Origin of the sequence: Streptomyces cellostaticus (assembly GCF_001513965.1) — a bacterium.
In the GTDB taxonomy this organism is placed as follows: domain Bacteria; phylum Actinomycetota; class Actinomycetes; order Streptomycetales; family Streptomycetaceae; genus Streptomyces; species Streptomyces cellostaticus.
Map to the genome: position 1 here is coordinate 65,127 of NZ_KQ948045.1, position 12,393 is coordinate 77,519.

Sequence of the window (12,393 nt, forward strand, 5' to 3'; positions counted from 1 at the left end):
CGGATGCCGTGAACCTCCCCGACCCCCACCGGCGGCTCCTCTCGGACGTCGTCACCGCAGGCAGCCCGTACGTCCTGGTCCTCGCCGGCGGATATGCCCTCCAGGCGCACGGGCTGATCCGACGTCCGCATGCCAACCTCGACTTCGCCACCGAGAGCCCCGAGGCCATGGACCGGATCGCCGGTGCCGTCGGTGCCGCTCTGGAGGCCCGCGGCCGGCAGGTCCGGGTCGGTACGCGCACCGCCCTCACCGCCCAGCTGGCGGTCACCGACCCGCCGAGCGGTGAGCCGTGCGCCCTCGCGCTGCACAAAGAAGCCTTCTGGCAGCCGCCGCAGCTCACCGAGTACGGGCCCGCCCTCTCCCTCGAAGACGCCGTCGGTACGAAGATCCGGGCGCTGTACGACCGGGGCGCGGCCGTCGATCTGATCGACGCGCAGGCGGCGGCGACCCGTTTCTCCCTCCCTGACCTGGAGGAGCTGGGCCGCCGCCATGCCCACGACCCCTTCGATCTGCCCACCCTCCAGTCCCGTCTCACCGGAACGGACTTCTACTCCGACGCGGACTTCACGAGGTACGGCCTGGACGAAGCGGCCATCACCGCCCTGCGCGCCTGGGCCCAGCGCTGGTCCGACGACATCGCCGAGCGGCTGCTGGAGGACGGGGCGTCCCCCGACACGGAGAACGAGCAGGGCGACTGAGATCAGCTGCCGGGCCGTTGTCCGGGTAGATCGTGTCCTCGTCGAGGGTGGTGCGGGTCGTGGTGTTGGTGGAGTACGGCGCCACGTCCTGCGTCAGCAGCACCGCCTTCTCGGCGAAGAACAGCTGGCCGGTGTGGCAGGTGTGGCCGCCCTCGTAGCCGGCGTCGGTCCACGTCCCGTCCACGTGCACCTTGACGTGGATGTGCACGCAACGGCCCTGGTACCAGCCGGGGAAGACCGTCCGGAAGGTGACGTGGCCGCGTTGGTCCGTGCGCCAGGTGCCGCGCAGGTAGCGCTTGTCGTCGGTGGGCTCCTGGTGTGCACCGCCACCGGGTCCGCCGGAGGGCGGCGCGCCGGTCGGGGTGCCCGAAGGCGCCGGGCCGCCGCCCCCGCCACCGCCGCTGCCCATCGCCTCGTACCCGGAGTAGACGCCCACGGCGTTGCAGTGCCAGATGTCCACCGCGGCGTCCCGCAGCGGCTTGCAGGTCTCCGCGTCGATCACCTTGAGCGTGAGCGCGAGCGGGATGCCCTCCTCGTCCTCGGTGACGTTCTGCCGGATCTTGTCGGCGTCGATGCAGTACGGGCCCTCGACCAGCTCCGAGGTCAGCGTGTAGCACGCGTCCTGCGCGGTCTCCTCCTGCGCGGTCTCCTCCTGCGCGGCGGAGGCGTTGACGGCCAGGGCGCCGACCCCGGCCGCCGTGATGGCCACGCCGCCGGCCGCCAGCACCGTACGGCGCGTCAACTTGCCTGCGTTCTGCGCGCAGCGCAAGCGGAAGGGCTCGAAACCGGCGCCGGTTTCGAGCCCTTCCTGGTGAACTGTGCCGGGCCGAGCCTTACTTCGGCTGCGGCTTCCGGATGGACAGGTGCAGCTCCCGCAGGCGGGACTCGTCCAGCTCCGTGGGCGCGCCCATCATCAGGTCCTGCGCGTTGCCGTTGAGCGGGAAGGCGATCGTCTCGCGGATGTTGGGCTCGTCCGCGAGGAGCATGACGATGCGGTCCACGCCCGGGGCGATGCCGCCGTGCGGCGGGGCGCCGAAGCGGAACGCGCGCAGCATGCCCGCGAACTTCTCCTCGACGGTGTCACGGTCGTAGCCCGCGATCTCGAAGGCCTTGAGCATGATCTCCGGCTCGTGGTTCCGGATCGCGCCGGAGGACAGCTCGACGCCGTTGCAGACGATGTCGTACTGCCAGCCGAGGATGTCCAGCGGGTCCTGGGTCTCCAGGGCCTCCAGGCCGCCCTGCGGCATCGAGAAGGGGTTGTGGGAGAAGTCGATCCCGCCGGTCTCCTCGTCCTTCTCGTACATCGGGAAGTCGACGATCCAGCAGAAGCGGAAGACGCCCTCCTCGAAGTGGCCGGCGCGCTTGGCGGCCTCCACCCGGACCGCGCCCATGATCTTCGAGACCTCGTCGTACTCGCCCGCGCCGAAGAAGACCGCGTGGCCCGCCGCCAGCGACAGACGCTTGGTCAGCTCGGCGACGTTCGCCTCGGTCAGGAACTTCGCGATCGGGCCGGTGAGCGAGCCGTCCTCGGCCACGCGCACCCAGGCCAGGCCCTTGGCGCCCTGCTCGACGGCGTACTCACCGAGCTGGTCGAAGAACTTGCGGGGCTGCGCGGAGACGTCCGGCACCGCCAGCGCGCGCACGTGCTTGCCCGCGAACGCCTTGAACTCCGAGCCCTCGAAGACATCGGTGATGTCCACCAGCTCCAGCTTGGCGCGCAGGTCCGGCTTGTCGGAGCCGTACTTCAGCATCGCCTCGCGGAACGGGATCCGCGGGAAGGGGGAGGTGACGTGACGGCCGCCCCCGAACTCCTCGAAGAGCTCCGTCATCAGCTTCTCGATCGGCTGGAAGACGTCCTCCTGCTCGACGAAGGACATCTCCACGTCGAGCTGGTAGAACTCGCCCGGCGAGCGGTCCGCACGGGCGTCCTCGTCGCGGAAGCAGGGCGCGATCTGGAAGTAGCGGTCGAAGCCGGAGATCATCAGCAGCTGCTTGAACTGCTGCGGGGCCTGCGGCAGGGCGTAGAACTTGCCCGCGTGCACCCGGGAGGGGACCACGTAGTCACGGGCGCCCTCGGGGGAGGTGGCGGACAGGATCGGCGTCGCCATCTCGTTGAAGCCCATCGCCGACATCTTCTGGCGCATGGCCGAGATGACCGCCGTACGCAGCATGATGTTGCGGTGCATGCGCTCGCGGCGCAGGTCCAGGAAGCGGTACTCCAGGCGCCGCTCCTCGTTGACCCCGTCCTCGGCGTTGATCGTGAACGGCAGCGGGGCGGCCGCGCCGAGCAGCTCGACCTCGGCGACCTCGACCTCGATCTCGCCGGTGGGCAGGTCGGGGTTCACGTTCTCGGTTCCACGTGAAACAACGCGGCCGTCGACGCGGACCGTGGACTCCTTGGAGATCTTGTCCAGAGCCTCGTAGGCGGGCGTGCCGGGACGGGCCACCAGCTGCGTGATGCCGTGGTGGTCGCGCAGATCGATGAAGAGGATGCCGCCCAGGTCGCGCCGATTGTGCAGCCAGCCACTCAGCCGGACGTCGGTGTCGACGTCAGAGGCGCGGAGCTGGCCGCAGGTGTGGGACCTGTACCGATGCATCGTCGTTCATCGTCCTTCGTGGTGGGGTGATGAGTGCCGGGGCTGCCGCCTCGGCAGGAACCGGGCACGGGGCCCGGACCCATCAAGGGTACCGGGCAGCCCAAGATCGGCTCCCCACGTTTTCCTCCCGCCCACCCGCCCGGCTTTCCCCCGCCCACCCGTCCGGCTTTCCCCGCCCGCCCGGCAACGGCTCCAGGCACTCGACACTGGCAGCACCTCCAACAGTGACGCTCACCCCTCGGATCTTCCTACAGTGGCCCCTGCCGATCAGACCTTCTTAAAGTGGGGCAATGCGCACAGGCGAGCCCCTGCCGTCCGTAGGTGACGTCCTCGCCGCCCTCGCGACCGGGCTGTGGCACTGGGACACGGCCACCGGCCTGGTCACCGTGGACGCGGAGGCGGCGCGGCTGCTCGGGCTGCCCGCGGAGCCGACCACCCTCACGCAGGGCCAGACCCGCGCCCGCTTTCATCCGGTCGACTGGAACGAGATCACCGGGGTCGTCCAGCTCGCGGTGGCCGAGGGCACGCTCGCCGAGGTGCGCATCCGGATCATGGACGAGCAGGGGCGGGTCGTCCGGGTCGTACGCAGCCGCTCGAAGCCGTCCTACGACCCCGAGCGGCAGGCCTACGAGCTGATCGGCACCCTCCAGGAGGTCACCGAACCGGCCCCGGGCGCGACGGCGGGCCGCAGCGGGGTCACCGGGGACTGGCGTCGCTCCCGGGAGGCGTTCCTGCTGGACGCGGGCCGGGCGCTGGCGGAGGCGCGGTCGACGCAGGAAGTGCTGCGGGTCGCGGCCGGGCTGTCCATGCCCGGGTTCTCGCCGGACGGGCTCGCGGTGTTCGGCGTCGAGGGCGACCGGCTGTCGATCATCGGCCACCACGGGCACCAGCCCGGCGACGGCGGCCCCTTCTCCCATATGCCGCTGACCACGGACTACCCGGCCACCGAGGTCGTCCGCACCGGCCGGGCGGTCTATCTGTCCTCCCCGCAGGAGTACAAGGAGCGCTACCCGGTCACCTGGCCGCTCGCCCAGCCCTTCGGCCGGCACTCGTGGGCGTTCCTGCCGCTGACGGCGGCCGGGCGGACGATGGGCGCCTGGATGGCGGCCTTCACCTATCCGGTGGCCTTCACACCGGACGAGCGTGCGGTCCTGACGACGGTCGCCCGGATGCTCGCCCAGGCCCTCTCCCGGGCCGGCGCCGCCGACTCCCAGCGGGAGCTGGCGGAGGGCCTGCAGCGCTCCATGCTGCCCTCGCTGGGCCCGGAGATCCCCGGGCTGAGGGCGGCCGCCCGCTACATCCCGACCGGCGGCGGGCTCCAGGTCGGCGGGGACTGGTACGACCTGATCCCCCTGCCGAACGGGCGGGTCGCGCTGGCCATCGGGGACGTCCAGGGTCATGACGTACGCGCAGCGGGCCTCATGGGCCAGCTGCGGATAGCGCTGCGTGCCTACGCCTCCGAAGGCCACCGACCGGACGCCGTGCTCTCCCGCGCCTCCCGCTTCCTGCACGGCATCACCCACGACGAACACCTGACCGACCTGCGCTTCGCGACCTGTCTGTACGCGGAGGCGGATCCGGCGACCGGCCGGCTGGAGATCGCCCGCGCCGGGCACCCGGACCCGGCGATCCGCATGGCCGACGGCACGGTGATGATGCGGCCGACCGCGGGCGGGCTGCCGCTGGGCATCGACCCGGACGCCGACTATCCGACGACCCGGTTCACGCTGGAGCCCGGCGAGACCATGGTGCTGTGCACCGACGGCCTGATCGAGACCGGCGGGCACGACATGGAGAGCGGCTGGCGGCGCATCCGCGCGATCCTGGAGGACTTCGACGCCTACGACACCGATCCCGAGCGCGGCCTGGAGGTGCTGGCCGACGCCCTGGTGCAGGGCGTGCACGGGCCGTCCTCACACCACACCACCGGCCCGCTGGCCGACCGCCGCGAGGACGACATAGCGGTCCTGCTGCTGTGCCGTCCCGGGGAGGGCTGCGGCTGCGGCGCCCCTGTCAGGGTGCGGCCGCGGGTGCGGCGCACGCTGCTGTCGGTGGCGCAGGACGAGCCCGAGCGGATCGCCGAGGCCCGCCAGCACCTGCGCGAGCTGCTGCACGACTGGGCCGGCGCCGAGCAGGTCGATGCGGCGGTGCTGCTGGTCTCCGAGATGGTCACCAACGTCCTCGTCCACACCGACGCCGACGCGCTGCTGCTCGCCGAGGTCGCCGGGGAGCCGGGCGGGCGCCGGCTGCGGGTGGAGGTCACGGACGCCGGCGACGACCTCCCGCACAAGCGCCGTCCCGGGGAGCTGGCCTCCTCCGGCCGCGGCCTGGTGCTGATCGAACTGCTCGCGCACGCGTGGGGGGTGGATCCGCGGGGCGAGGGCAAGAGCATCTGGTTCGAGCTCAACGAGTCCGCGGGCACCGGCCCGTAGGGCCTGTCGCGGGAGGGCTACGAGTCCGACGGCGCGGGTGCCCCGTACCGGGTGCGGAGTTCGTGGACGACCGCGAAGGCGGCCGCGGTCAGCGGTACCGCGAGGAGCATGCCGAGGATGCCCGCGACGGACGCCCCGGCGGTGATCGTCAGCATCACCACCGCGGGGTGCATCTGCACGGTCCGGCTCTGGATGGCCGGCTGGAGCACATGCCCTTCCAGTACCTGCACCGCGAGCACGACCCCGAGCGCCCACAGCGCGATGACGAAGCCGCGGTCGGCGAGGGCGACCAGCACGGACACCGCGCCGGAGAGGAAGGCGCCGAGGTAGGGGATGTAGGCGGTGACGAAGACGAGCGCGCCGAGGCCGACCGCGCCGGGCACCTTGAGGATCAGCAGGCCGATGCCGATGCAGGTGGCGTCGATGAGGGCGATGAGGGTCGTACCGCGCATGAACCCTTCGACGGCCTCGTAGGCGCGCCGTGCCATGGCCTCCAGGGTGTCGGCGGTCTCCCCGGGGGCGACGGCGCGGAGGTTTTCGACCACCCGGTGGGAGTCGCGCAGGAAGAAGAAGACGAGCAGCAGTGCGAGCACGGCCATCGCGAGGGACTCGCCGACCACGCTGACCCCGCTGATGACATTGGACACGGCGGTGCCGCCGAACCTGCCGAGCAGCTTGCGCGCGTTGGCGGCGAGGTCGTCCAGCCCGGTTCCGGCGGCCCCGAAGTGCTGGGCGACCGATGCGGCGGCGTCCCGGAGCGAGGCGACGATCTGGTCCCCGGTGTCGATCAGGGCGGCGACGACGATGTAGACGGCGCCGCCGACGACGGCCACGACGGCGACACAGGTCAGCCCGGCCGCGAGCGAGCGTTGCACCCCCGCCGCGACCAGCCTGCGGTGCAACGGCCCGAGCAGCGCGCTCCCGAGCAGGGCGAGCAGCACCGGAACGACAGCGGTCCGGAACTCCGAGCACAGCCGCACCCCCACCCATCCGACCCCGGTGACGAGCAGCAGCACGGCACACCAGGCGGCGAGACGGCGAACGGGCTCGGGCAGCGACAGCACGCATCCAGCGGATCATGCGCAGGTACGGCTGTCCTGCCGCACGGGCCCGTCCGGGTGAGGGTCGCTCACCCCAGCGCTCACCCCAGCGCTCACCCCAGCGCCCGCTCCACGACGAGCAGCAGCTCCTGCGCCAGGAACGCCCTCACCTCCTCCGGTGCCGCCCCCGTCCGCTCCTCGAGCGTCGCCCTCAGGTCGGACCAGCACCGCCGTACGCACTCCGTCAGGCCGGCGTCCCCGGCCGGCAGGACCGCCGTGACCGCGACCAGTTCCACCCGGCGCACCTCCGGCTCGCCGTGCTCCGGCAGGGCCGGGATCAGCCTCTTGCGCTCGTACGTGCGCAGGGTGCGCAGGGGGAGCCACACGCGGGAAGCCCCCCGCGCCATCGTCGCGGGGGGCTTCACCGTCTGCTCCACCAGTCACCGGGGACGCGAGCCGCACAAGGCCCGCTCTCTCTCCCTCCACAGGCGCCGACTCCGCCCGCTCACCCACCGGTTCACGCGGTGGTGGGCGGTGATACCAGGGGCGCCGGAGCGCGCCCCTGGACCTCACCCAGGCGTGGCATCCACACGCGCGGATGCGGGCTTCGTCGTGGTCCATGGCCGTGCGTGCGTGCGGTCACCACGCACGTGATCAGCCACTTTCCGCCGTCAGAGGTACTGAATCGACTCTTACCCGGCGCTGTTGTTACACCCCATGACCGAGCCGATGTGGGTGCCCTGTGCACCCGGGTCGCCCTCGCCGTTGAGCGCGTTGCCCAGCAGGCCGTTGAGGATCCCGACCTCGCCGAGGACGTCGAGGTTCAGGTCGTGCGACTTGCAGTTGGAACTCTGCATGCCACCCCAGCCCTCACCCCCTCGGCCCATGGGTGCGGCGTGGGCAGTGCCGGCGCTCACGAGTCCGACACTGCCGAGGGCAGCGACCAAAACGGCCGCCTTGCGAAGTTTGTGCATGTCATCTCCATGGAGTGAGTCGATGCGATCTGCCACAGATCGACCTCTTACAGTGAGGGAGATTAATAGGAAACTAATACAAAACGGACATCGACACGCCGATTCTATGATCTTCGTACTCCTGAGTCGCTGCACCGACGCGGCCCGGATGCGACCGAGCCCCGTCCAGGTCCGGACGGGGCTCGGTCGTGTGCGGTCCCGGCGAGGGCTACAGCCCGCCCTCGGTCATCCCGTGCACGGCCGGGATCGTGCCCAGGCGGCCCTTCTGGAAGTCCTCGAAGGCCTGCATCAGCTCGTCCTTGGTGTTCATGACGAACGGGCCGTAGTGCGCCATGGGCTCACGGATGGGCTGTCCGCCGAGGAGGACGACCTCCAGGTCCGGCGTGTGCGCGTCCTGCTTCTCGTCCGCGCGGACGGTCAGCGAGGAACCGGTGCCGAAGACGGCGGTCTGGCCCACGTGGACGGGCCGGCGGTCCGTACCGACGCTGCCGCGGCCCGCGAGGACGTACGCGAGGCCGTTGAAGTCCTCGCGCCAGGGCAGGGTGATCTCGGCGCCCGGAGCGAGGGTCGCGTGGATCATCGTGATCGGCGTGTGCGTGATGCCGGGACCGGCGTGGCCGTCCAGCTCGCCCGCGATGACACGCAGCAGCGCGCCGCCGTCGGCGGACGTCAGCAGCTGGACGTTGCCGCCGCGGATGTCCTGGTAGCGCGGGGCCATCATCTTGTCCTTGGCCGGGAGGTTCACCCACAGCTGGAGGCCGTGGAAGAGACCGCCGGACATGACGAGCTTCTCCGGCGGAGCCTCGATGTGCAGGAGGCCCGAGCCCGCGGTCATCCACTGGGTGTCGCCGTTGGTGATGGTGCCGCCACCGCCGTTGGAGTCCTGGTGGTCGAAGATCCCGTCGATGATGTAGGTGACGGTCTCGAAGCCGCGGTGCGGATGCCAGGGGGTGCCCTTGGGCTCGCCCGGCGCGTACTCCACCTCGCCCATCTGGTCCATCATGATGAACGGGTCGAGGTACTGGTAATTGATCCCGGCGAACGCCCGGCGCACCGGGAAACCCTCGCCCTCGAAACCGCTCGGCGCGGTCGTGACGGCGAGCACGGGACGCGCCACGGCGTCGGCGGGAGCGGTCACCCGGGGCAGCGTCAGCGGGTTCTCGACGGTCACTGCAGGCATGGTCGGTACCTCCTTGTACGCCCACTTTAGTTGAGCGTTGAACTTTCTGCCACCTGTAACAGAGAGAGCCCGGAGGGAATTCCCTCCGGGCTCCGCGGCTCCGACCGCTTCCGCGCGCGTCAGCCGCCGTACATCCGGCGCATCGCGAAGTCGACCATCTGCTCCACCGCCTTGGCGTCGAACACCATCCGGTGCTCGCCCTCCATGTCCAGGACGAAGCCGTAGCCGGTCGGCAGCAGGTCGATCACCTCGGAACCGGTGATCACGAAGTACTTGGACTCCTTGCCCGCGTACCGGCGCAGCTCCTTGAGCGAGGTGAACATCGGGATCACCGGCTGCTGGGTGTTGTGCAGGGCGAGGAAGCCGGGGGTGTCGCCGCGTGGGCAGTACACCTTCGACGTCGCGAAGATCTGCTGGAAGTCCTCGGCGGACATCTGCCCGGTGGTGAAGGCGCGCACCGCGTCCGCGAGCGAGGGCGGGGACGGCTCCGGGTAGAGCGGCGGCTGCTGGCCGTACCCGCCGACACCGCCCGGCATCTGCTGCTGCGGCTGGGCGTACTGCTGCTGAGCGGCGCCCCCGTCCATGGGCTGGCCGTATCCGTACATGGGCGCAAGCGTACCGAGCGGCAAGGGTCCGGCGGGGCTCGGGAAATTTATGTAGCGAGCGTTAGAGAACGCTGGTACCGTTTCTGTATCGACCGCTACAGATCCTGCTCCGCTGTTCACACCCCGGGGGTGCCCCATGTCCGGATCCGACTCCGGCTCGCGCTCGACGTCCGGTGCCCGCACCGCCCTGCTCCTCGCACACGGCGCCGGCGGCTCCGTCGCCGCCAACTACGGGCCCGTGATGGAGGAGTTGACGGCCCGGTACACCGTGATCGGCGCCGACTACCCGGGCGCGGGCACCGCTCCTCGGTCGACACGGCCGCTCGAACTGGACGAGCTGGCCGACCGGCTGGTCGCCGCGGCCGACGCGCAGGGGATCGAGCGATTCGCCGTCTCGGGGTTCTCGCTGGGCGGGCCGGTGGCGATACGGCTGGCGACGCGCCACCCGGAGCGGGTCACGGCCCTGGTGCTGACCGCACCCTTCGCCCGCGCCGACGCCGCGCTGCGGCTCACCGCGCAGGTGTGGCGGGCACTCGTCGAGGCCGGGGATCCGGACACGCTCGGGCGGTTCCTGCTCGCCCGTGCCCTGAGTCCGGCCGCGCTGGAGGCGCTGGGCCGGCAGGGCGTGGAGGCGGCGGTGAAGGAGGCGGGGGCGACGGCGCCGGAGGGCACGCCCGAGCATGTGGAGCTGGTGGAGCGGCTGGACGTGACCGCCGACCTGGGCCGGATCACGGCACCCACGCTGGTCGTCTCGCCGGCCGACGACGCCCTCGTACCGCCCCGGCTGCACCGGGCGGTGGCGGCCGGGATACCCGGGGCCCGGCTGGTGGAGATACCTGGCGGCCATCTGCCCTTCGCCGAGCAGCCGCAGCGCTGGGCGACGCTGCTTTCGGGCGCGGCCGAGTAGACCCTTCTCACACTTGGACCGGCAGGGGTTGCTTCTTATTACCGACGGGTAGCATCATCGTAGCTACTTGTTGGTACGTGAACCAGATGCGAGGAGCCAGTGCCTCGCCGAGTCCTATACGGAGCCGTCACCATGGGGCACTACAAGTCCAATCTCCGCGACATCGAGTTCAACCTCTTCGAAGTGCTCGGCCGCGACAAGCTGTACGGCACCGGTCCGTTCGAGGAGATGGACACGGACACCGCCAAGAGCGTCCTGGAGGAGCTGACCCGGCTTTCGGAGAACGAGCTGGCGGAGTCCTTCGCCGACGCCGACCGCAACCCGCCGGTCTTCGACCCCGAGACGAACACCGCGCCCGTCCCGGCGTCCTTCAAGAAGAGCTACAAGGCCTTCATGGACTCCGAGTACTGGCGCCTCGGCCTGCCCGAGGAGATCGGCGGCACGACGGCTCCCCCGTCCCTGATCTGGGCCTACGCGGAGCTGATCCTCGGCTCGAACCCGGCCGTGTGGATGTACTCCTCCGGCCCGGCGTTCGCCGGCATCCTCTTCGACGAGGGCAACGAGGTCCAGAAGAAGATCGCGCAGATCGCGGTCGAGCGGACCTGGGGCTCCACGATGGTGCTCACCGAGCCCGACGCGGGTTCGGACGTCGGCGCCGGCCGCACCAAGGCCATCCAGCAGGAGGACGGCTCCTGGCACATCGAGGGCGTGAAGCGCTTCATCACCTCCGGTGAGCACGACATGGAGGAGAACATCCTCCACTACGTGCTCGCGCGCCCCGAGGGTGCCGGCGCGGGCACCAAGGGCCTGTCCCTCTTCCTCGTCCCGAAGTACCTCTTCGACTTCGAGACCGGCGAGCTGGGCGAGCGCAACGGCGTGTACGCGACGAACGTCGAGCACAAGATGGGCCTGAAGGCCTCCAACACCTGCGAGATGACCTTCGGCGACCAGCACCCCGCCAAGGGCTGGCTGATCGGCGACAAGCACGACGGCATCCGCCAGATGTTCCGCATCATCGAGTTCGCCCGGATGATGGTCGGCACGAAGGCGATCTCGACCCTGTCGACGGGTTACCTGAACGCGCTGGAGTACGCCAAGGAGCGCGTCCAGGGTCCCGACCTCGCCAACTTCATGGACAAGTCGGCCCCCAAGGTCACCATCACCCACCACCCCGACGTGCGCCGCTCGCTGATCACGCAGAAGGCGTACGCGGAGGGCATGCGCGCCCTCGTCCTCTACACCGCCTCCGTCCAGGACACGATCGCGGTCAAGGAGGCGAACGGCGAGGACACGAAGGCCGACCACGCGCTCAACGACCTGCTCCTGCCGATCGTGAAGGGCTACGGCTCCGAGAAGGGCTACGAGCAGCTCGCCCAGTCGCTGCAGACCTTCGGCGGCTCCGGCTTCCTGCAGGAGTACCCGATCGAGCAGTACATCCGGGACGCCAAGATCGACACCCTGTACGAGGGCACCACCGCCATCCAGGGCCAGGACTACTTCTTCCGGAAGATCGTCCGCAACCAGGGCGCCGCGCTGAACGCCCTCGCCGAGGACATCAAGAAGTTCCTGGCGCTGGGCACCGGCGGCGAGGAGCTGGCGGGCGCCCGCGAGCACCTCGCGAAGGCGGCCGTGGAGCTGGAGGCGATCGTCGGCCTGATGCTGACCGACCTCGCGGCCACCGAGCAGGACGTCAAGAACATCTACAAGGTGGGCCTGAACACCACCCGCCTGCTGCTGGCCTCCGGTGACGTGATCGTCGGCTACCTGCTGCTCAAGGGCGCCGCCATCGCCGCCGAGAAGCTGCAGACGGCCTCCTCCAAGGACGTGGCGTTCTACACCGGCAAGATCGCGGCGGCGAAGTTCTTCGCGGCCAACGTGCTGCCGGGTCTCACCCTGGCCCGCAAGGTCTCGGAGAACGTCGACCTCGACCTGATGGAGCTGGACGAGGCCGCGTTCTAGT

General features: G+C 70.5%; 11 protein-coding genes. 4 read left to right on the forward strand and 7 right to left on the reverse strand.

The features are described from left to right. Positions 1-8: 8 nt before the first annotated feature. A complete protein-coding gene (locus AQI88_RS36480; protein WP_067008196.1) occupies positions 9-698 on the forward strand; it encodes a nucleotidyl transferase AbiEii/AbiGii toxin family protein in 690 nt (229 codons plus the stop codon). Here AQI88_RS36480 and AQI88_RS36485 read toward each other — a convergent pair. Together AQI88_RS36485 and aspS are read right to left on the reverse strand one after the other, a co-directional pair. Continuing rightward, positions 595-1,440: an intradiol ring-cleavage dioxygenase gene (locus AQI88_RS36485; protein ID WP_244184490.1), complete on the reverse strand. Its 846-nt coding sequence runs from the start codon at positions 1,438-1,440 to the stop codon at positions 595-597. The two genes, AQI88_RS36480 and AQI88_RS36485, sit on opposite strands and share 104 nt — an antisense overlap. Before the next feature lie 91 nt (positions 1,441-1,531). After that, the gene (gene aspS, locus AQI88_RS36490) at positions 1,532-3,295 is read right to left on the reverse strand and encodes an aspartate--tRNA ligase (RefSeq protein WP_067008200.1); all 1,764 of its coding nucleotides are present in this window, start codon (positions 3,293-3,295) and stop codon (positions 1,532-1,534) included. A 290-nt stretch (positions 3,296-3,585) separates the two neighbouring features. On the opposite strand from aspS, the gene AQI88_RS36495 reads away from it, so the two are divergent. Then, entirely contained in the window at positions 3,586-5,727 is a 2,142-nt protein-coding gene (locus AQI88_RS36495; protein WP_067008214.1) for an ATP-binding SpoIIE family protein phosphatase, read from the forward strand. Between the two features lie 17 nt (positions 5,728-5,744). On the opposite strand, the gene AQI88_RS36500 is transcribed toward AQI88_RS36495, so the two are convergent. The 5 genes from AQI88_RS36500 to AQI88_RS36520 all read right to left on the reverse strand — a co-directional run bounded on the left by AQI88_RS36500 (position 5,745) and on the right by AQI88_RS36520 (position 9,526). After that, complete coding sequence (locus AQI88_RS36500; protein ID WP_067008217.1) at positions 5,745-6,791, reverse strand: AI-2E family transporter; 1,047 nt, start codon at positions 6,789-6,791, stop codon at positions 5,745-5,747. Between the two features lie 89 nt (positions 6,792-6,880). Then, the gene (locus AQI88_RS36505) at positions 6,881-7,192 is read right to left on the reverse strand and encodes a hypothetical protein (RefSeq protein ID WP_159050483.1); all 312 of its coding nucleotides are present in this window, start codon (positions 7,190-7,192) and stop codon (positions 6,881-6,883) included. 267 nt (positions 7,193-7,459) lie between these two features. Further along, positions 7,460-7,741 (reverse strand): hypothetical protein, encoded by a 282-nt coding sequence (locus AQI88_RS36510; protein WP_067008223.1) that lies wholly within the window; start codon positions 7,739-7,741, stop codon positions 7,460-7,462. A 208-nt stretch (positions 7,742-7,949) separates the two neighbouring features. Then, positions 7,950-8,921 carry a pirin family protein gene (locus AQI88_RS36515; RefSeq protein ID WP_067008227.1) on the reverse strand — a complete coding sequence of 324 codons (972 nt, stop codon included), beginning with the start codon at positions 8,919-8,921 and terminating at the stop codon, positions 7,950-7,952. 119 nt (positions 8,922-9,040) lie between these two features. Next, positions 9,041-9,526, reverse strand: a complete 486-nt coding sequence (locus AQI88_RS36520) for an SseB family protein (protein WP_067008229.1) — start codon at positions 9,524-9,526, stop codon at positions 9,041-9,043. 136 nt (positions 9,527-9,662) lie between these two features. On the opposite strand from AQI88_RS36520, the gene AQI88_RS36525 reads away from it, so the two are divergent. After that, on the forward strand, positions 9,663-10,433 hold the full coding sequence (locus AQI88_RS36525; RefSeq protein ID WP_067008235.1) for an alpha/beta fold hydrolase: 771 nt from the start codon (positions 9,663-9,665) through the stop codon (positions 10,431-10,433). 132 nt (positions 10,434-10,565) lie between these two features. Continuing rightward, positions 10,566-12,392, forward strand: a complete 1,827-nt coding sequence (locus AQI88_RS36530; protein WP_067008237.1) for an acyl-CoA dehydrogenase — start codon at positions 10,566-10,568, stop codon at positions 12,390-12,392. The last annotated feature ends 1 nt before the right edge of the window (position 12,393 follow it).